This window comes from Sulfurimonas sp. HSL-3221, assembly GCF_021044585.1.
Lineage (GTDB): Bacteria > Campylobacterota > Campylobacteria > Campylobacterales > Sulfurimonadaceae > Thiomicrolovo > Thiomicrolovo sulfuroxydans.
On the sequence record NZ_CP087998.1, the window covers coordinates 257111 to 276461 of the forward strand.

The 19351-nt window shown below is 57.6% G+C and carries 22 protein-coding genes and 1 other RNA gene; 13 read left to right on the plus strand and 10 right to left on the minus strand.

Features of this window, described 5'->3' with window-relative positions; all coding sequences use genetic code 11:
- Window positions 1-124: 124 nt before the first annotated feature.
- Window positions 125-385 carry a 30S ribosomal protein S20 gene (gene rpsT / locus LOH54_RS01290; protein WP_231019849.1) on the minus strand — a complete coding sequence of 87 codons (261 nt, stop codon included), beginning with the start codon at window positions 383-385 and terminating at the stop codon, window positions 125-127.
- Between the two features lie 112 nt (window positions 386-497).
- On the opposite strand from rpsT, the gene glmM reads away from it, so the two are divergent.
- The 5 genes from glmM (at window position 498) to LOH54_RS01315 (ending at window position 3335) form a co-directional block, all read left to right on the plus strand.
- On the plus strand, window positions 498-1838 hold the full coding sequence (gene glmM / locus LOH54_RS01295; protein WP_231019850.1) for a phosphoglucosamine mutase: 1341 nt from the start codon (window positions 498-500) through the stop codon (window positions 1836-1838).
- Window positions 1822-2280 carry a signal peptidase II gene (gene lspA, locus LOH54_RS01300; RefSeq protein ID WP_416768689.1) on the plus strand — a complete coding sequence of 153 codons (459 nt, stop codon included), beginning with the start codon at window positions 1822-1824 and terminating at the stop codon, window positions 2278-2280. Before glmM ends, lspA begins: the two co-directional genes overlap by 17 nt.
- Before the next feature lie 72 nt (window positions 2281-2352).
- An RNA gene (gene ffs, locus LOH54_RS01305) (signal recognition particle sRNA small type) lies at window positions 2353-2450 on the plus strand.
- A gap of 142 nt (window positions 2451-2592) precedes the next feature.
- Window positions 2593-2847, plus strand: a complete 255-nt coding sequence (locus LOH54_RS01310; protein ID WP_231019853.1) for a hypothetical protein — start codon at window positions 2593-2595, stop codon at window positions 2845-2847.
- Between the two features lie 38 nt (window positions 2848-2885).
- The gene (locus LOH54_RS01315; RefSeq protein WP_231019854.1) at window positions 2886-3335 is read left to right on the plus strand and encodes an HvfX family Cu-binding RiPP maturation protein; all 450 of its coding nucleotides are present in this window, start codon (window positions 2886-2888) and stop codon (window positions 3333-3335) included.
- Between the two features lie 32 nt (window positions 3336-3367).
- Here the strand turns inward: LOH54_RS01315 and LOH54_RS01320 are convergent, their stop codons facing one another.
- Together LOH54_RS01320 and LOH54_RS01325 are read right to left on the minus strand one after the other, a co-directional pair.
- Window positions 3368-3595 (minus strand): hypothetical protein, encoded by a 228-nt coding sequence (locus LOH54_RS01320; RefSeq protein ID WP_231019856.1) that lies wholly within the window; start codon window positions 3593-3595, stop codon window positions 3368-3370.
- A 62-nt stretch (window positions 3596-3657) separates the two neighbouring features.
- Window positions 3658-4455 carry an undecaprenyl-diphosphate phosphatase gene (locus tag LOH54_RS01325; protein ID WP_231019858.1) on the minus strand — a complete coding sequence of 266 codons (798 nt, stop codon included), beginning with the start codon at window positions 4453-4455 and terminating at the stop codon, window positions 3658-3660.
- Between the two features lie 137 nt (window positions 4456-4592).
- On the opposite strand from LOH54_RS01325, the gene LOH54_RS01330 reads away from it, so the two are divergent.
- Genes LOH54_RS01330 through LOH54_RS01345 form a run of 4 tightly spaced genes read left to right on the plus strand, consistent with a single transcriptional unit; the run spans window position 4593 to window position 10258 of the window.
- Window positions 4593-5702: a pyridoxal-phosphate-dependent aminotransferase family protein gene (locus tag LOH54_RS01330; protein ID WP_231019860.1), complete on the plus strand. Its 1110-nt coding sequence runs from the start codon at window positions 4593-4595 to the stop codon at window positions 5700-5702.
- Window positions 5699-6541 carry an ATP phosphoribosyltransferase regulatory subunit gene (locus LOH54_RS01335; protein ID WP_231019861.1) on the plus strand — a complete coding sequence of 281 codons (843 nt, stop codon included), beginning with the start codon at window positions 5699-5701 and terminating at the stop codon, window positions 6539-6541. Before LOH54_RS01330 ends, LOH54_RS01335 begins: the two co-directional genes overlap by 4 nt.
- Before the next feature lie 14 nt (window positions 6542-6555).
- Complete coding sequence (locus LOH54_RS01340) at window positions 6556-7806, plus strand: adenylosuccinate synthase (RefSeq protein WP_231019863.1); 1251 nt, start codon at window positions 6556-6558, stop codon at window positions 7804-7806.
- A gap of 49 nt (window positions 7807-7855) precedes the next feature.
- Window positions 7856-10258, plus strand: coding sequence for a putative bifunctional diguanylate cyclase/phosphodiesterase (locus LOH54_RS01345; RefSeq protein ID WP_231019864.1), 2403 nt, complete (start codon window positions 7856-7858; stop codon window positions 10256-10258).
- A gap of 5 nt (window positions 10259-10263) precedes the next feature.
- Here LOH54_RS01345 and LOH54_RS01350 read toward each other — a convergent pair whose 3' ends face one another.
- Together LOH54_RS01350 and LOH54_RS01355 are read right to left on the minus strand one after the other, a co-directional pair.
- Window positions 10264-11442 (minus strand): NAD(P)/FAD-dependent oxidoreductase, encoded by a 1179-nt coding sequence (locus LOH54_RS01350; protein ID WP_231019866.1) that lies wholly within the window; start codon window positions 11440-11442, stop codon window positions 10264-10266.
- Between the two features lie 69 nt (window positions 11443-11511).
- Window positions 11512-14286 (minus strand): EAL domain-containing protein, encoded by a 2775-nt coding sequence (locus LOH54_RS01355; RefSeq protein WP_231019868.1) that lies wholly within the window; start codon window positions 14284-14286, stop codon window positions 11512-11514.
- A 188-nt stretch (window positions 14287-14474) separates the two neighbouring features.
- On the opposite strand from LOH54_RS01355, the gene msrA reads away from it, so the two are divergent.
- From msrA to LOH54_RS01370, 3 genes are read left to right on the plus strand one after another with little or no spacing between them, the layout of a single operon-like run.
- Window positions 14475-15005 carry a peptide-methionine (S)-S-oxide reductase MsrA gene (msrA, locus tag LOH54_RS01360; protein WP_231019870.1) on the plus strand — a complete coding sequence of 177 codons (531 nt, stop codon included), beginning with the start codon at window positions 14475-14477 and terminating at the stop codon, window positions 15003-15005.
- On the plus strand, window positions 14998-15459 hold the full coding sequence (locus tag LOH54_RS01365) for a DUF420 domain-containing protein (RefSeq protein WP_231019872.1): 462 nt from the start codon (window positions 14998-15000) through the stop codon (window positions 15457-15459). Before msrA ends, LOH54_RS01365 begins: the two co-directional genes overlap by 8 nt.
- 3 nt (window positions 15460-15462) lie before the next feature.
- On the plus strand, window positions 15463-15636 hold the full coding sequence (locus LOH54_RS01370) for a hypothetical protein (protein ID WP_231019873.1): 174 nt from the start codon (window positions 15463-15465) through the stop codon (window positions 15634-15636).
- A gap of 3 nt (window positions 15637-15639) precedes the next feature.
- Here the strand turns inward: LOH54_RS01370 and LOH54_RS01375 are convergent, their stop codons facing one another.
- The 3 genes from LOH54_RS01375 to LOH54_RS01385 all read right to left on the minus strand — a co-directional run bounded on the left by LOH54_RS01375 (window position 15640) and on the right by LOH54_RS01385 (window position 17022).
- The gene (locus LOH54_RS01375) at window positions 15640-15861 is read right to left on the minus strand and encodes a hypothetical protein (protein ID WP_231019875.1); all 222 of its coding nucleotides are present in this window, start codon (window positions 15859-15861) and stop codon (window positions 15640-15642) included.
- Window positions 15858-16511, minus strand: coding sequence for a uroporphyrinogen-III synthase (locus LOH54_RS01380; RefSeq protein ID WP_231019877.1), 654 nt, complete (start codon window positions 16509-16511; stop codon window positions 15858-15860). The genes LOH54_RS01375 and LOH54_RS01380 overlap by 4 nt, the downstream gene beginning before the upstream one ends.
- A gap of 94 nt (window positions 16512-16605) precedes the next feature.
- Window positions 16606-17022, minus strand: a complete 417-nt coding sequence (locus tag LOH54_RS01385; protein ID WP_231019879.1) for a Fur family transcriptional regulator — start codon at window positions 17020-17022, stop codon at window positions 16606-16608.
- A gap of 195 nt (window positions 17023-17217) precedes the next feature.
- Between LOH54_RS01385 and LOH54_RS01390 the strand changes: the two genes are divergently transcribed.
- Window positions 17218-18243 carry a cytochrome-c peroxidase gene (locus LOH54_RS01390; RefSeq protein ID WP_231019881.1) on the plus strand — a complete coding sequence of 342 codons (1026 nt, stop codon included), beginning with the start codon at window positions 17218-17220 and terminating at the stop codon, window positions 18241-18243.
- 4 nt (window positions 18244-18247) lie between these two features.
- On the opposite strand, the gene LOH54_RS01395 is transcribed toward LOH54_RS01390, so the two are convergent.
- Both LOH54_RS01395 and LOH54_RS01400 read right to left on the minus strand, forming a co-directional pair.
- Complete coding sequence (locus LOH54_RS01395) at window positions 18248-18847, minus strand: hypothetical protein (protein ID WP_231019883.1); 600 nt, start codon at window positions 18845-18847, stop codon at window positions 18248-18250.
- Between the two features lie 66 nt (window positions 18848-18913).
- The gene (locus tag LOH54_RS01400) at window positions 18914-19318 is read right to left on the minus strand and encodes a thioredoxin family protein (protein WP_231019885.1); all 405 of its coding nucleotides are present in this window, start codon (window positions 19316-19318) and stop codon (window positions 18914-18916) included.
- Window positions 19319-19351 lie beyond the last annotated feature (33 nt).

The window sequence follows — 19351 nt, forward strand, 5'->3', positions numbered from 1 at the left end:
TAATGATACTATTTTGAAAAGATAGTTGGGGAGGGAAAGCGCGGTTTAACTGCGCGCAGGCTCGCCGCCAAGGCGAACTTAGCGTTAGCGTAGTCAACGGGGCTTTGCTCCGTTGGCGTACTAATTAAAGGCCGTTTACGGCCTTCTGGAGGCGGCTGACTTTGCGGGAAGCTGTCTCTTTTTTCAGGATCCCTTTGCTGACGAACTTGTGGATCTGCTGGTTAGCGACAGTCATAGCGGCAGATGCTGCTTCTTTGTTGCCTTCATCGATGGCTGCGCGGACAGCTTTGACGATGTTTTTCAGGCGCGTGCGGTAAAATCTGTTACGTTCCGTACGTTTTTCAGTCTGACGGATACGTTTCATTGATGACTTATGGTTTGCCATAGCCTTTATCCTTCTGGAAAAAAATTTAGGGTAGAATACTACCTTAAAAATAATTAAATTTAAGTTAAACTTTAGTGTATCCCCCGCTTTCAGGGCGATGAGAAGGGTAGAAATGAAATTATTCGGGACCGACGGCGTACGTGGTGAAGCGGGAACATTTTTAACGGCGGAGCTGGCGATGCGTACGGCAATGGCAGCGGGGATCTACTTCAAAAAGAGCTCAAAAACGAAGAAGATTCTGCTGGGCAAAGATACGCGGCGCAGCGGCTATATGATCGAAAACGCCATTGTCAGCGGCTTGACGGCGGTGGGGTATGACGTCGTACAGATCGGCCCGATGCCGACGCCGGCCATTGCCTTCCTGACCGAGAACATGCGCTGCGATGCGGGCATTATGATCTCGGCGAGCCACAACTCCTTTGAAGATAACGGTATCAAGCTCTTCGACGCCCACGGCAACAAATTCTCCGAAGAGGTCGAAGCGCAGATCGAAGCGATTTACCGGGATGACGCACAGATCGCCAAGGCGCAGGTGACGGGGCGCGCCATCGGTTCGGCGAAGCGGATCGACGACGTCATCGGCCGCTATATCGTCCAGCTCAAGAACTCATTTCCCGATGTGCTCAGTCTGCAGGGGATGCGCATCGTCCTCGATACCGCCAACGGCGCGGGCTACAAGGTCGGTCCGACGGTCCTTGAAGAGCTGGGGGCGGAAGTGATCGTACTGCACAACGCTCCTGACGGTTTTAATATCAACGAGGGGTGCGGCGCGCTGCACCCCAAAGACGTCCAAAAAGCGGTGAAGCAGTACCGTGCCGACATCGGTTTCGCCCTCGACGGCGATGCGGACCGGCTGGTCGTGGTGGATGAAAAGGGCGAGGTGGTCGACGGGGATCAGCTGCTCGGTGCGCTGGGGCTTTTCATGCACAAGTACGGCCTGCTCAAGGGCGACGGGATCGTGGCGACGGTGATGAGCAACCAGGCCCTTGAAGACGCGATGGCCGCCGCCGGGCTCACACTCCACCGCTGCGGCGTCGGGGACAAGTACGTGCTGGAGGCGATGCGCGAACACGGCATCAACTTCGGCGGCGAGCAGAGCGGGCACGTCATCATGCACGATTTCGCCAAGACCGGAGACGGCCTGGTGACAGCACTGCAGGTGCTGGCGATGGTGCTGATGAACAATACGAAGGCATCCGCCGCGCTGCACCCGTTCGAACTCTATCCGCAAATGCTCGTCAACCTCAATGTCAAAACGAAAAAACCGCTGGACGCCATCGACGGGCTTGCCGACGTGCTGCAGGGGATCGAGGCCGCCGGCATGCGCCATCTTATCCGCTACAGCGGGACGGAGAACAAACTGCGCCTCCTGCTCGAAGGGCGGGACCGCGAAGCGATGACCGCGGAGATGGAGCGCCTCAGCGGCTTCTTCAGGCATGCCCTCAATGACTAGGGGCGTGCTCGCACTCTTCCTGGCCCTGGCCGGGATCTTCATCATCGACCAGAACATCAAGGCGCTTTTCCTGGGCGGCTACCGTTTCTACAGCGACTGTATCGATCTGACCCTCGTCTATAACAAAGGGGTCGCTTTCTCGATGTTCGCTTTCCTGGAATCATGGCTCAAGTGGCTGCAACTGCTGCTGATCGCGGGGGTACTTGTGTACGTTATGCGGCTGAAAAAAACCTGCTACATGCTCCCGGTCGGTATCTTGGTGGGTGCGGGCCTCTCCAACGTCTATGACCGTTTTGTGCACCCGGGAGTGGTGGATTACGTCTACTGGCACTGCGGCTTCGATTTTGCCGTCTTCAATTTTGCCGACGTGATGATCGACGTGGCGGTGCTCTGGCTGCTGCTGCTCAACCTCAAATCCCATTGGTGCAAAACCGGAAGCTGAGAGTTGCATTCCGGGGCGTGATGCGGTATAATTACACCAGCGCTCAGGACAGTTCGCTGTTTTGAACGCTCTCCTTTAGACCTGTGCAATGCGTAGGCGAGGCACTGGGTCAGGATGGGAACATAGCAGCCCACCTTTTCTGTGCATGTGCCGCAGGTATCTGGAGGAGAGTTCCTCATTACTTCTTTTTATATAAACCCCACAAAAAACTGTTTATGAAACGTTATTGATGCTGTGCGATCATACTCGTTGATGGTATTGAGCCCTTCCCGCTACAATGCTTTCAGACAGATCGAACACAAGGAGTGTAGGATGAAAACGTACAAGTTGGCGGCCATGCTGCTCGGAGCGGCCCTGATGACGGGGATCGGAGCGACGTCGGCCTTTGCGAAATGCAACGGTGAGAAAATGGAAACACCGGCAACCAAATGCAGTGGTGAGAAAAAAGCGAACATGAATACCAAGTGCAACGGCGAGCAAAAAGCGAACATGAACGCCAAATGCAACGGTGAGAAAAAAGAAGAGAAGCCCAAAGGCAAATGCGGCCAGGGCAAATGCGGCGGGTGACCCCGCAGCAGTGAGTTTCGCGCAGGAAAGGAGCCGCCATGCAATGCCAGCTTTCCAACCTATGTAAAATCGTCGAACCGGCCGTGGAAAAGCTCCAGAGTGTCGCACTGCTTTTCGTACGGCTGATCCTCGCCTACGGTTTTTATGAACCGGCGAAGATGAAGTGGAACGATATCGGCTCCGTGGCCGAATGGTTCGCTTCTATGGGCCTCCCAATGCCCACGCTGCAAGCATACCTGGCGGCAACGACGGAAGCGTCGGGTGTCGTGCTCTTGACACTGGGGCTATTTACGCGGCTGATCTCCATTCCGTTGATGGTCGTCATGCTCGTTGCCATTACCCTTGTGCACCTGCCCAACGGCTTCCAGTCGGGCAACAACGGGTTCGAAATCCCGCTGTATTATTTGATTATGCTTTTCGTCCTGCTGACGCACGGCGCCGGTAACCTCTCCTTCGACCGGCTGCTGTTCAAAAGCAAAGAGGCCTGACCCCTACGGGGCCTCTGCCCCATCCCCATATTTTAATCTTCCCGGTATTTTGAAATCCCGCACGGCTGGTTCGGTGAGGGCGGATGCGCTTCGAGGTATTCGAGATCCTCGAGGGTCTGTTTGAGGACCTTCTGCTGCTGCAGCAGCGGCAGCATCGCGTTATCTTTCTGGGTCAGGTTGAGCTTCATATCCATCAGGATCGCCTGCACCTCTTTGTCGAGGTCGGACAGGGCGTTTCTTACGTGTTCGATCGGTTTCATGCCGCGATTATAGCCAAAGGGCGTTGGACGGAAGCCTCGGGTTTTTGGCTAATGCAGCTGTTTCAGTGGACGAGTTCGACGCCGAAGAGCCCGTACAGCAGACCGCTGGCAATGAGGTAGACGCCGAAGGGTTTGAAACTGTAGCGCGAGACGACGGCGAGGAAGGTTTTGACGGCAACCCAGCCGACGACAAAGGAGACGACGAAGCCGATGGCCAGTGCGCCGAAATGCTCGAAGGAGAGGGACGAGTACTCCTTGAGCAGCGTATAGCCCGAGGCGGCGCCCATCGTCGGGATGGCCAGCAGGAACGAGAATGCCATGGCCGTGTCCCGCGACAGCCCGCCGAGCATCCCGCCGAGGATCGTCATCCCCGAGCGCGAGACCCCCGGCACCAGGGCGAAGACCTGGAAGACACCGACGGTGAGGGCCTGTTTCATACTGACCCCCTCGAGGTCTTTGACGGCGTGCGCCTTGGGTTTGTACGCGAACTCGACGGCGAGGAAAGCGATCCCGGTGAGGATCATCAGGGCGACGGTGGAGTTGGCGGCGAACATCGCCTCGATCTGTTTGTGAAAGAGCAGACCGACGATGCCCGTCGGGATGAACGCGGCGATGAGCTTGATCCAGAGCGCTGTGCTCTGCATGAGCCGTTCGCGGTAGATCAGCATGACCGAGAAGATCGGGGCGATCTGGATAATGATTTCGAAGGCGGTCAGGAAGGTGTCCTGCTTGAGACCGAGCATCTGTCCGGCGAGGTAGAGGTGGGCGGTGGAAGAGACGGGGAGATATTCGGTAATTCCCTCGACGATGCCGAGGATGAGAGCGTCAAAAAGCGTCATAAAAATGGGTCCGGATGTCAAGATGCATCATTGTACCTTTTCGGCCCGAAAACCAACCTTGAGAGACCCTTAAATGAACATAGAGTATAATACGCGGCTTGAAAAAGGCGGTGCAAACCCGCCTTGCCGCATATGCATATCACTTAAGGAAAAAAAGCATGCTGCTCTTTACCCCCGGTCCTACCCCTGTTCCGGAATCCGTCCGCAAAGCGATGGCGGAGGAGACGATCCATCACCGCACGCCGGAGTTTGAAGCGATCTTCGAACGGGCGCGCAAAGCGCTCTTCGGCCTGATGAAAACCGATGAGGTCGTGATGCTGGCCTCGACGGGTACCGGCGCGATGGAAGCGGCCATCACCAACCTCTGCCGCGATACCCTGCTGAACATCAATGCGGGAAAATTCGGCGAGCGTTTCGGCAAAATCGCCCAGGCGCACGGGCTGCAGAACGTTGAACTGGCCTATGAATGGGATACGCCCTCAACGCCCGAGGATGTCCTCGCCGCACTGCAGGAGAACCCGCGCATCGATGCCATCGCCGTTCAGATCAGCGAAAGCGCCGGCGGCCTGCGCCACCCGGTCGAAGCGATTGCCGCGGCCGTCAAGGCGGTACGCCCCGACATTATGATCATCGCGGACGGCATTACGGCCGTCGGCGTCGAAGCGATTGACGTCACCCACATCGATGCCCTGCTGGCGGGAAGCCAGAAGGCGCTGATGCTGCCGCCGGGCCTCGCCGTGATCGGTCTGAGCAATGCGGCGGTCGAGAAGATCGGTGCAGGGAAGGGGTACTACTTCAACCTCGCCACCGAGATCAAGAAACAGCGTACCAATACGACGGCCTGGACGGCGGCGACGACGCTCGTAATCGGCCTGGAGGCCGTCCTGGCGGAGATCGAGGCCAAGGGCCTCGAGACGCTTTACGACGAAACGGCCCGCCGCGGTGCCGCGACGCGGGCTGCCTTCGAGGCGCTGGGACTGCATATTTACCCGAAAGTGCCTGCGGCGTCCATGACAACGATTGATGATGCGAACGCCAATGAGATCCGTGCCCTGCTGAAAAAAGAGTTCGACGTCAATATGGCCGGCGGCCAGGACCACCTCAAAGGGAAGATCTTCCGTGTCAACCACATGGGGCTGATCAAGCCGTTCGAGGCCGCCTGGGTCGTCAACGCCGTCGAGGTCGCCCTCGACAAGCTCGGCCGCCGCAGCTACGACGGCACGGCGGGCCGCGTCTTCAACGAAATCTATTTCGGGCTGACGGCATGATCTTTGCCCACGAGATCCCCGAAGGGAGCAAGCTCTATTTCGGTGCCAGCGCCCGCCGCAAGCGGGAGATCGAGCAGATCGCCAGCGATGTGCTCTATGCCGACGGCTTCGAAGAGATCGTCGTGCCGCTTTTTTCGCACCACCAGCATGAGAGCATCTCCGATGCCAAAGAGCTGATCCGTCTCGGGGACCGTGACAACAACCGCATGAGCCTGCGCGCGGATACGACCATCGACGTCGTGCGCATCATCTCCAAGCGCCTCGGGCGCAATACGGACCACCGCAAATGGTTTTACATCCAGCCGGTCTACCGCTACCCGTCACACGAGCAGTACCAGGTCGGTGCCGAGGTGATCGGCGAGGCGGACCTCTCCATCGCGCTCACCCGCTGCCTGGAGATCTTCGAGCGTCTGGAGACGCAGCCGCTGCTGCAGATCTCCAACATCAACATCCCGAAGATCCTCAGCCGCCTGCTCGATATCCCGATGGACGATTTCCGCCACATCCGTATCGAGAACCTGCTGGCGCGGGGGATCGACTGGCTGACCAAGCTCGTCTACCTTGAGAACCCTTCGGAGATCGACGCGGTCCTGCCGCTCGTGCCGGAGGAGCTCCGCGTCGAGCTGCTGAAGATGAAAGAGCTTAGCCTGAGCGTGCCGTATAGCAACACGGTCGTCGCACCGCTTTATTATGCGAAGATGCTCTATTACGACGAGCTCTATTTCCGCGTGATCGCGGACAACGACGTTTACGCCAGAGGCGGACGCTATAAAAACGAAGATGTGACCAGTGTCGGCTTCGCCATCGCAACCGATGTGCTGCTTGAAGCCGGCGTGTAAAGGAAATTGATATTATGAAAAAAGCAGATTTGATCGTCGGCATCCAGTGGGGCGATGAGGGCAAAGGGAAGATCGTTGATCTTCTTGCGCAGAAATATGACGCCGTCGCGCGTTACCAGGGCGGACACAATGCCGGCCACACCATCTGGGTTGACGGGACCAAATATGCCCTCCACCTGATCCCCTCCGGCGTCCTGAACCCCGAAGCGATCAACATTATCGGTAACGGCGTCGTCGTTTCGCCGGCGGCACTGATCAAAGAGATGAAACAGTTCGACAAGCTCGAGGGGCGTCTCTTTGTAAGCGAATCGGCGCATATGATCCTCGGCTTCCACGAGGAGATCGACCAGGCCAAAGAGCGCCTGCGCGGCAAGAAGGCGATCGGGACGACCGGCCGCGGCATCGGGCCCGCTTACAGCGAGAAAATTGCCCGCGCCGGCTTCCGCCTCGGAGAGCTGCGCGATATCGACGCGCTGGCGGCACGCATCCTCGAGTACTTCGAGCAAAACGGTGCCATCTACAGCGCCCTGGGAATCTCCGCACCGGATGAAGCGGCGCTGAAAGCGGAACTGCAGGGGTTCGCCGATGTGCTGTTGCCGTACCTGGCCAATACGACGCAGATGGTCTGGGAACTGCTCTCAGGTGATCAGAACGTTCTGCTTGAGGGGGCGCAGGGAACGATGCTCGACATCGACCACGGTACTTACCCCTATGTCACAAGCTCTTCGACGATCGCGGCGGGCGCGTGTATCGGCCTGGGAATCAGCCCGAAAGACATCGGAAAGGTGACGGGGATTGTCAAAGCCTACTGTACGCGTGTCGGCAACGGCCCTTTCCCGACGGAAGATTTCGGAAACGACGGCGACAAGCTGCGCGAGCAGGGGCACGAGTTCGGCACGACAACAGGGCGTCCGCGCCGCTGCGGATGGTTCGATGCTGTGGCGACGAAGTTCGCGAGCCGCATCAACGGCTGCGACGAGTTGGCCATCATGAAACTCGACGTCCTCGACGGCTTCGACGAAGTCAAAGTCTGCGTCGGCTATGAGGTCGGCGGGGAAGTTGTTGACTACATGCCGCTCGATCTTGAAACGGCCACGCCGGTCTACAAAAGCTTCCCGGGCTGGGAGCGGACCGAAGGCGTGCGTGAATGGGATGCGCTGCCGGAAACGGCCAGGGCCTATCTCAGCGAGATCGAAAAGCTGACCGAAACGAAGATCGGCATGGTTTCCACCTCCCCCGACCGCAACGATACGATCATCCGTTAGGAGAAGCAACGCTAACGGAGTCGGTCACTTTTCGATATAATCTATCACAATGAAGTTGACTATCTGGAACTCCTTGGCATCGAAACTGTTGTTCTCCCTGGCGTTTTTCAGCCTGCTGCTTGTCTTCGGGCTGGCGTACGTCAATACGAAAATCGTCATCAGCGGCTACAAAAAACAGCTTCAGGAACTGGTGGAACAGAAGATCGACTTTATGCTTCCGCAGCTCTCCGATGCCCTGCACAACGACAAACAGCTTCTTGTCGAAGAGCAGCTCATCCGCCTCAGCTCGGCGCAGGTGATCAACGGCGTGCGTCTGCTGAGAAACCACGGGCGTCCCCTGGTCGTCGGCAACTTCGGCTCTTCGCACCGGCTCTTTACCCTGGCGCTTCCCGTGACCAATATCAACGGCGAGATCATCGCCTCGATGGATGTTGCCGTCTCCGACCGGAATTTCCGGTCGATGATGGAACAGTATTTCCAGTTCCTCGCCGCGATCATCGCCGGGTACGTCCTGCTCGTCCTGCTGCTGCTGAGGCTGCTGTACCGCTCTTTCCTCCCGCTGCGCGAGCTGACCCGGAAACTGGAAGCCTTCGACCCGAGCCACCCCGTGCCCATTGAGCTGCGGGACACCAGCGCGAACGAGATCGGTATGATCGCCGAAGCGGCGAACAAAATGAGCGACAACATCATCCACCACGCCGACTTTATGAACGAGCTGCACAAAGAGATCGAAGAGGGGCGCCAACACCTCAAAGAGGCGCAGCAGATCGCGCGGATGGGAAGCTGGCGGATCGATACGCAGACGCACGACTGCAGTTTCAGTGATCAGATGTACGTGCTGCTGGGCCTGCCGATGGACGGCATGCCGCTGACCTGGGAAGCACTGCTCAACGTCATCGAGCCGTCGCAGCGCCAGGCGTTTATCCGCGCCCTCGAGAACACGGCCCAGACCCATACCCCGTTCCGCCTGATGCACAAGCTTGTCAATGCCCACGGGGAGGCGATGCACGTCTTGACCGAGGGGAAACTGAGCCTCCGGCGTGACGGGAAGGCATTTATTTCGGGGATTACGATGGACGTCAGCGAGCAGGCGGAGAGCCAACAGATGATCGAAAAGCTCGCCTTCTACGACCCGCTTACCAATCTGCCAAACCGGGTGCTCATGCAGGACCGTCTGCAAAAAGCGATCAAGGACGCCAACCGCCGGGGCGAGAAGCTGGGGGTGCTCTTCCTCGACCTCGACGGCTTCAAAAACGTCAACGACACCCTGGGGCATACCCTGGGGGACCGCCTGCTCAAAGAGGTGGCGGAGCGCCTCAAGCGCACCCTGCGGGACTCCGACACGATCTCGCGGATCGGCGGGGACGAGTTCATCGTTCTGCTGCCGCTGATCAATTCGGAAAAAGACATCACGATCGTCGCCAAGAAGATGATCGACGCTCTGCAGGAGCGCTGGGAGTTCGGGGACAAGGCGATCTTCACGACGACGAGTATCGGGGTGGCAATTTACCCGGACCATTCCGACGACGCCGATACCCTGATCAAGTTCGCGGATACGGCCATGTACAAGGCGAAAGAGGACGGGCGCAACCGCTACCGTTTCTACGATACGACGATGGGAGAGACGATCCGCAAAAAGCTCCAGGTCGAGCACGAGATGCGCGAAGCGATCGAAACGATGGAGCAGTTCGAACTCTACTACCAGCCGAAGATCTCTCTGCGCACGGGGGCCATCACCGGCGCCGAGGCGCTGATCCGCTGGAACCACCCGAAGATCGGGACGGTCTACCCGGACGACTTCATCCCTGTCGCCGAGCACACGGGGATGATCATCAAGATCGGCGAGTGGGTTATGCACGAGGCGGCCCGCCGCATCGAGCAGTGGCGCGCCTCTGGGATCGTACCGCTGAAGCTGGCCGTCAACCTCTCCGGGCGCCAGTTCGGCAGCCCGTTGCTGCTACACCAGATCCGGACCGTGCTGCAGCGCTATGACATCAAGCCGGAGTATCTGGAGTTCGAGGTCACCGAAAGCGTCTCCATGATCAGTCTGACCGAAAGTCTGAAAGTTCTGCACCAGCTGCGTGACCTGGGCGTCGGCGTCAACATTGACGACTTCGGGACGGGCTACTCCTCCCTGGCCTACCTCAAACAGTTCCCGGTCGATACCCTCAAGATCGACAAAGCGTTCATCATGAACATGCTCGATGACCAGGATGACCGCACCATCGTCGAATCGATCGTGTCACTGAGCAAGGCGATGGGACTGAAAATCGTCGCAGAGGGTGTTGAAAGCATCGAACACGTCCGTCTTCTCAAAAAGCTCGGCGTCGACTACGGACAGGGGTATTTCTTCAGCAAGCCGGTGCCGTTCGGCCAGCTAGACCGTATGTACCGGAACAACCTCGTGAAAATGAAGACGCTCCGCGAATCGGAACGCCGGGAAGCGGTCTAGCCTTCCTAGAGCCCCGGCAGGCGCGGAACCTTACCCAGTTTGCTGTTGCGGCAGTACCATCCCCACCCTTTTTTCATCCAGTGTCCCAGGATGGGCATCGGCATCATGAAAGCTTTCTTGTCGTCGCGGAAGACAAAGCCAGCACCACTGCCGGTATCCATAACGCAGAGGATGTTGAGGTGCTCCTGGTACCCTTTGCGTTCCGCCTTCCCGGCGTCGCGCGCGGCGATGTTGAAGGCGATGTTTTTGGACATGACTTCAGCCACATGCCCCTGTTTTGCCCGCCATTCCGGTCCTTCCAGCGCCGCGACGTCCCCGGCGGCGTAGACGTTGCTGACCTCGCCGTCGATCACGACCTCGCTGTAATCGTTGATGGCGACGAAACCGGCCTCGTTCGTCGGGAGGTCTGACGCCTTGATGACACCGTGACCGTCCCCGGCGGGAATGAACATCGTGAAGTCCGAGTCAAGCTTGCTGTCATCCTCGAAGACGACGCCGTCCTCTTCGAAACGTTTGATCTTTTTGCCGAAGTGTTTGTTCAGATCGGCCCGTTCGAACATCGTGTCCATCATGCTAAGCGCCTGGTCGCCCATGCGTGCGCCCGGCTTGGGCATCGGGGCGAAAAAGGTCAGTTCGAAACGGTCGCGGATCCCCTTTTTCTTCAGGAGTTCATGGAGGTTGAAAAAGAGTTCGAAACCGGGACCGCCCCGTACGGCGGAGGTGTCTTTTGGGTTGCCGCCGAAGCCGAAGGCGACCTTGCCGCTCCCCTTGGCGACCAGGGCGTCGATCCGCTCCTTGATCCGCAACGATTCGCGCGGATCGCCGCAGATGGAGAGGGTATGCTCGATGCCGGGGTGCTTCATCTTGTGCGCTCCGAGGGCGACGACGAGGTAATCGTAGTCGTCGATCACCTTCCCGGAGGCAAGGGTGACCCGGTTCGCCTTCGCCTCGATCGTTTCGACTCCGTCGACCAGGAGGGTGAAGCCGTGGGCATCCCGCAGCTCCTCCAGCGAGACCTTGACGTCGTCAAAGGAGGCTTCGCCCGTCGGGACCCAGATGGAAGTAGGATAGATATAAAAATAGTCCCGGTCGCTGACGAGCGTCACGTCATAACCTCTTTTGCGCAGATGCGTCGCCGCATCGACTCCTGCAAACCCTCCGCCAAGCACCAACACCTTTTTCATCGCTACCCCTATAATTTGGATTGATAATAATCATAATACAATGACGATAAAATCAAAATTAAACGGCAGTTATTTCGTCAAATTCTTCCGGTGGCGATGGAGGTTAAGGGTGAGCTCCCGGGTCATTGCTTCGGCGTGCTTCGGCAGGTAGAAGTGATTACCCTGGACTTTGTCGCAGCGATACTTTTTCAGCGCATCGGCCTGTTCGGGAAGTTCGACGCCTTCGGCAACAACCTGGTATCCGAGCTCATGGGCCATGGCGATGATGGAGCGGATCAGGGCCTGGTTCTGGCTGCTTTCGTATTCCTGGACAAAGCTTTTGTCGATCTTGACCGTGTCGATGGTAAGGCGGCTGAGGTAGCTGAGCGAGGAGTACCCGGTGCCGAAATCGTCGATGCTGATATGGATGCCGAGGTCGCTGAAGGCGCCGAGCACGCTCTTGGCTGCTTCCGTATCCAGGTCGATCAGCTGCCCCTCGGTGATCTCGATGCCGATAAATACCGGATCGATATTGTACGTTTCGAGCAATTCGGTGACATAGGTGAGGATCTCTTTGTTCGCCAGCTGTTCTGCGGGGACGTTGACGTCAATCCGGATCAGCGCCAGGCGCAGACGCCGCCACTGGTCAAGCAGCCGGACGGCGTGTTCGAAGGCCCTTTGCGTCAGGGTCTGCATCAGGTGCGCCTTCTCGACGATGGGCAGGAACGTTATCGGCGGGATGTAGGCGCTGTTCTCTTCGTCGTACCAGCGTACCAGGGCCTCGCAGCTCACGATGACACCGGTATAGAGGTCGACCTGCGGCTGGTAGAAAAAGGTGATCTTGTCATCTTGAAACGTCTGTCGAAGGGCATTCTCCATTGTCAGTTGGCGCTCGATCTCTTCGGTCATCTCCGCCGTGAAGTAGGTGAACTGGTTTTTGCCGCCGCGTTTCGCTTTGTACATGGCGGCATCGGCCTGTTTGAGCAGGACGTCGAGTGCGCTGCTGTTCTCCGGGAAGAGCGTAATCCCGATGCTGGCACCGACGTAGAGCTCCTGCTCTTTGATGTTGAAGCCCTCTTGCAAAACGCTGATCATTTTCTGGGCGATATGGGAGGTGACAAAATGGTCCTCGCCGTACTCCACCGTGACGATAAACTCGTCGCCGCCGAAACGGGCGATGTAGTCGGATTCGCGCAGGACATGCTGCAGACGCCGCGCGGCTTGGACCAGTAGTTTGTCGCCGTAGTTATGGCCGAACGTGTCATTGATGTACTTGAAGTTATCCAGGTCAATGAAGAAGATGGCAAACTGTTTTTCAGCCCGTTGCGCACTCGTGATCAGGGACTGGAGATGGTAGTTGAGGTGATGGCGGTTCGGCAGCATCGTCAATGCGTCGTAGTCGGCGAGCTGTTTGAGCTTTGATTCAGCGGCTTTTTGAAGACTCAGATCGATGTCGATGGCGTAGAACTGCGGGTTTTCCGTGGCCCGGTCGAGAAGGATACGCGCGCTTTGCACCGGGATGGAGATGCCGCTTCTGGCCAGGACCGAATGCTCTTCGGCCGCCATCGCATCGTTATGGTTCAACCACGCCGCGATCCCCGCGGCAAAATGTTTTTGTTGGGATTGGGGAAGGATCAATTCGTCAATCTTCCGCCCCAGGGCCTCTTCGGCGCTGTAGCCGTACAGCGCTTCGCTTTGACGGTTCCAGTAGTTGATGCGCCGCTGTTCGTCGAAGCCCTGGATCGCGACGGTCGGCATCTGATCCAGCAGCGAACGGAAACGCTGTTCCGTCGTTTCATGATAGTTCTGGGCGCGGTACTGGAAGGTGTAATCGATATAGGCGGTGACGACGCCGACGATGCGGCCGTCGGGATCGCTCAGCGGGGCGCGGCTGCTGAGCCGCCACATCTCTCCTTGCTTTTCAATCCGGTTGAGCAGTTCGGTCCCGTGCTCCAGTACCTTCCGATCTGACATTTCGAAGAGCTGTGCCTCCTCCGCCCCGAAAAGGTCATGGTCGGTTTTCCCTTTGAGCGCATTGCTGTTGCCCAACCGGACATCCTTGGCAAAAGAGAGATTGCCTCCGAGGTAGACAAGATTACTGTTTTTCCAGCAGATGCGTATCGGCGTGGCGTCGATGAGCTGCTCATAGAAACGGCTGGTCGAGTGGACCGTATTGTATTGGGCCAGGACCCGGTGGTAAAGCGCGTTCTGATGGGAAAAGACCATGAAACGGTTCAGCAGGTTCGTCAGGTACGTCAGTATATCGTTGTCCATGCAGGCGGTATCGGTGTAGAGGGTGACGATGCCCTCCGGACGGGTCCGGTCGGGGGAGAAGAGCGGGACCGAGAGGACGGAGACCAGCGGGGCGTAGCGCAACCGTCTCTGCCATGCCGTGTCCATCGGGGCTTCAAGCGCATTGCTGAAGAGATGGGGCTGGGCGGAAACAAAGGCGTATTCGGTCGGGTTTTGTGCCTCGTCGACCGCCACGGCGGGGCGGACACCGTAGTCCTCTGTCAAAAAACCCGGTTCGGTTTCGTCATAGATGTAAAAGGGGTCGATAGCGCCCTCTTTGTTCGTGAAGCCGGCCCAGAGGGTCACGACGGGGGCAAAACTGCTTAAGAGCTCGAAAAGCTGCTGTTTCTGGCTTTCCGGCGAAAGTTCCAAGGTGCAGAGCCGATCGACGCGATCGCCGAGATCAAACCACATACGCTCCTGCAGACTTGGATCGGGCAGTTCATTCGGGGAGGCATCTATGGGACCTTCGGCGACCGGCAGCGGCAGCGGCTTGATACGCCAGTAGAGAAACAGAGCGGAAGCGATGGCGAGCGGCCATAAGATGTGAAGGAAAAAATCCGCGGTCGTCATGATGGTCTACGTTCCCTTGCGCGAAGAATTTTTTAGAGTACTATATTTTATATTAATATTGTTTGTTGTAATTGAACAGAAATATAGCAATACTTATGTTCTGTAATTTTTGACGTCGCCGTTTAGATTGAAGCTATGGGGTGCCTTGAAGGTACGCTTTGGCATTATTGGGGCAAAAAAGGATGACGATGGCTAAGGAAGTAGCGCTCCTCGGGGGCGGATGTTTTTGGTGCATCGAGGCAGTCTATCGCCGGGTCAAAGGGGTCAGCAGCGCCATCAGCGGTTACGCGGGCGGCGCAACGGAGCACCCCGATTACCGTGCGGTCTGCAGCGGAACGACGGGGCACGCCGAAGTGGTCGAGGTCACTTTCGATCCCGACGTTATCTCCTTCGGGGAGATTCTCGATATTTTCTGGGTCATTCACGATCCGACGACGCTGAACCGCCAGGGCGCGGACGTCGGGACCCAGTACCGCTCGGTCATCTACTATTATAACGATGTACAGAAAGCAGAAGCGGAGGCCGCCATTGCCGCAGCACAGACCGGTTTTTCCGACCCGATCGTGACGGAACTCTCCCCGGCTCCGACGTTCTATCCGGCAGAAGCGTACCACCAGAACTATTTCGACCTCAATCCCCAGCAGGGATACTGCCAGGTCGTGATCGCGCCGAAGGTGCAGAAATTTATGCGGACGTTCCAGGAGAAGATTGATGTTTGAGGCAGGTTTTCTGGGGACGCGCGCCCTCTGGTTTATGGACATCGTCACCCTGTGGTTTGCAGCGTTGCCGTTCTTGATGGGCGGGGCGATCCTTCTGATTAAAGGCGGGTATGAAAAGGGGCACAAACGTGCACAGACGCTGCTCTTCGCGGTCACGCTGGCGATGGTCGTGCTTTTCGAAGTCGGGGTGCGCTTTACCGGCGGCTTTGTCGCCTACGCGGAAGAGAGCGGCGTGGAGTTCTCCTCGCTGGCGGTGTTCCTGGCGGTGCATGTGCTGATCGCCGTCGCCGCCGTCGCCGGGTGGGCATGGCTGCTGATCGACGCCCTGCGAAGCTACAGTGGCAGTGAAACGGTGGCCGCCACGCACAAGCGCAACGGTGTGATCGTGTTCTCGGGGATGACTGTCACATCGCTGATGGGTGTGACGATCTACGGCATGCTTTTTATGACCTAGCGGATGTGTTTCGTCGTTTTTATCGTCGTCGGTGCCTTCGCCGTGTCACTGCTGACACACGGACAGCTGCTCTACGGGGTGGCCGCCGGGGCCGTCTCCCTCTTTTTCCTTTTCTTCTCGGTACGCAAGCTCATCAAGAACGGACCCTGTCTCTTCGGCAAACGCAGAGACTGCTAGCGCTCAGAGCCGCCCCTGTTTGACAAGGGAGAGGACCATGGCCAGCGAATAGCCGTCGTTCTCATACCCGTCTTCGATGCAGGATTCGCATTTGTTGCCCAGTTCGCACTCGCTGTGGTTGAGCATCGCGTCGACGCTCTCCCAGCCATGTGACTTGATGCATTCGGCAATCGCCTTCATATCCATCGAATTACAGACGCAGATCATGCGGTCGGTGTCGATCATACTTGCTCCTTTGCCAGCTCTTTTGCGAGGGTGATGCAGGCCGCGACGGTCGGTTCGGGGGCGATGTGGACCTTCTGGCCGGGAAGGCTCTTTTCCGTCGTGCTGCCGATGGCGACGACGGTCTGGGTCTGGGCCAGGACAAAGCGGCGCTGAAAGCACTGCAGTGCAGAAGGCGAGGTAAAGATCAGTATGCTGTCGTCGGGAATTGCAATGTCTATTTTATCGGCCCGACAGAGGGTCTCATAGACCACGGCCTCCTCCACGGCGACCCCCTCGTCGCGCAGCCGGGAGGCGAAGTCCGACGCGACGACCCGGGGGCGTGCATAGAGCCAGCGGAAACGGGGGAAACGCTCCCGGATAAGTGCGTACAGCATCTCGCCATACCCCTTCACCGTTCCGGCAACCGTGCCGCCGAGTGCCTCCACGCGCTGCTGCGTTCCCTTCCCGACGCAGAGCACAGGCACGCTTTTCCACTCCGGGGCGATCTTTTCCAGGGCATCGACGCCATTTTTCGAGGTAAAGATGATGCCGTCGATCCGTGAAAGATCGACTTCGGGCCGCAGCCATGCCGTTTCCAGGATCGGCAGATGGGTAATGTCGGGATCATCGGAGGGGGTCACAGAAAGAAGATAGATGGGCCGTATTGTCATAGATGGATTATAACCAACTCCCGGTGGATGTCGGGAGAAGGAGACGCTTTGAATGAAGGTAGGGAAAGTATAGTAAAGAAAAGTTACTAAACTGTTAACGCTTTTTCTGGCACGCCGGGCAGATGCCCCGCAGCACGATATCGCTGCTCTGGATGCTGTAGCCGCTGACGGCTTCGGCGTGCGCTCTGATCTGCTCCGTATCGAAGGAAAAATCTTCGATCTTCCCGCATTCGCTGCAGTGCAGGTGCAGGTGCGGCTCTTTTCGGATCTCGAAAACACTCTTGCTCTCGGGGACTTTCACCTCTTCGAGCAGTCCGTTTTCCGTCATTATGGCAATATTCTTGTACACCGTCGCCAGTGAAACGTTCGGATACGCTTCTTTTACCTCCTGGTAAAGCATATCGATGTTCAGGTGGCCGAAGGTGTTGAGGCTTTCGACGATCTTGAGCCGCTGCGGTGTCACTTTGAGATGGTGGTTCCGCAGGTTTGTGGCTATGAGTTCTTTATTCATAGTAGCATTAAAGCACCAAAAAGGTAAAAGTCGAAATAATAGTAGCAAGAAGGCGGCGTTTATTATTTTCCATTAAGTAAAAGTAGTTTGTTTATTTAAGGAAAAAAATTATCGTTTACAGGTAGAATTTCCCCATTACATGAATTTGGAACCTTCGCATTTCTGCCGGAGGATTGAATAATCAAGGAGAGAAAAATGTTTAAAAAAATTGCGTTGACAGCATGTGTCCTGGCTTCTGCCGCATCCGCGGAGACACTGGCCGATCAGGCCAAGGCGATGGGTCTCGCCCCTATTCCGAAAAGCACGACCGAACTCTATAAGCTCATCGACAATCCGAAGAACCCGATGAATGCCCAGAAGGTTGAGCTCGGCAAACAGCTCTTCTTCGACCCTCGCCTTTCAAAGAGCGAAATCATCAGCTGTAACACCTGCCACAACCTCGCCACCGGCGGTGTGGACGGCGTGCCGGCGGCGATCGGCCACAACTGGGCACACAACCCGCACCACCTGAACTCTCCGTCGGTCTACAACGCCGTATTCGCTGAGAAACAGTTCTGGGACGGCCGCAGCCCGGACCTCGAAGACCAGGCGCAGGGACCGATGCAGGCGGCCCCGGAGATGGCGGCCAAACCCGAACACGTTGCCGCCGTCGTCAACGCCATCCCTGCATACGTCGCGGCGTTCCGCCACGCCTACAATGACCAGAAGATGGTCCCGACCTTCAAGGACATCGCGGATGTGATCGCCTCCTTCGAGCGCACACTGGTCACGCCGTCACGCTTCGACGAGTACCTGCGCGGCTGTGACAAAGCACTCTCCAAAGAGGAGAAGGCCGGTCTGCAGACCTTCATTGACAAAGGGTGCGTGAGCTGTCACACCGGCGTGGCTGTCGGCGGCGGTATGCAGCCGTTCCCGCTGATGGGCAAGTTCAAGTACATGGGCGTCGGCGATTTCAAAGGCGATGCGAACGGGATGGTCAAGGTTCCGACGCTGCGCAACGTTGAAGAGACAGCGCCTTATTTCCACAACGGTACGGTCTGGAGCCTGAAAGAGGCGATCAAGATCATGGGCGAGACTCAGCTGGGTGTCAAACTGACCGACGCAGAGACGGAGAGCATCGAGACGTTCCTCAAATCGCTGACGGGCGAGAAGCCGGTCGTCGAGTACCCGGTCCTGCCGGCCCGCACGGCGACAACACCGTTGCCGGATTCCGGCAAATAACCCTCTAGCGGCCGGCCAGCGCCAGCCGCACCATCAACTCCCCCTTCTCCTCATAAACCTCAAGCTGTGCAGCGAGCGCGAGACGCCGTCTGCGTATGATCCCCTCCATGGTATGAAAGACATGAAAATACTCCGGCGTGAACGGTGTCTGGATATACCGCAGCCGTTTGGCGGCGACCAGGGTGACGAGGGCAGCGGCTGCGCTGTAGTAGAAGCTCTTGTTGACGGTGCGCTGCAGGCGGTAGTCACGCATCAGCATCAGGTTGGTCCGCAGGACGGCGCGGGCTTCGGCGGAGAGCGAAAGCGCGCTCTGTACCCGCCGGAGCTCTTCGTCGAGTTCGGCCGCTTTGTCGCTCAGGCGCCTTTGCGCCTCGGTTTTCGCATTCTGGCAGTGCGCGGCGATGATCCGAAGCAGTTCTTCGTCGCTGTAATGCTTCCGGTCGGGCGTATAGGTATAGTTTTGCGACGAGGTGTAGTCGTGGTCGAGGGCCAGCAGCAGGGAGACGATGAAGGGAATATAACGGTACTTGTCCTCTTTTTTCCTGTCGAAGACGATGCCGCTGTGGGAGATGAGCGGCTTGGGGCCGGCGTAGGTTAATTTCATCCTCTCTCCTTGGGGCGCGTTGGCAACAGTGTACCACCCTTTGGTAACGGCTCGCGCTGCGCGGCGCTACCGAAATTGGGGGTTGTCGTCGATGACGCTGTGCAGGGTCTCCAGGAAGTGGGAGGGCGGTTTCCCTCCGACGACCTGCTCAATGATCTCGTCTTTCTCGGCGTCGAGGAAGGTAAAAACGGGACTGGCGGTGACCCGGTATTTTGGGGGCAGGCTCTCATGGTCGTTCCAGATATCGGCGGCGATGAAGTGGGCTTCGATGTATGCGGCGACCTCCGGGTCCGTGAAGACATCCTTTTGCATAAAGCTGCGGACTTTGCATCGGGGCCTTGTGAGGAAGAGCATCAGCGGTTTGTGGGCGAGTTTTGCGGCCCGTACCGCCTCAACGTACCCGGTGTACCAGACGATATTGGCGTGCAGGATGCCGTAAAACAGGAAAAGAGCCGGAAGTATCAGGCGCATAAGGTCTCCTCCGAAAACACTCCATTATAGCAG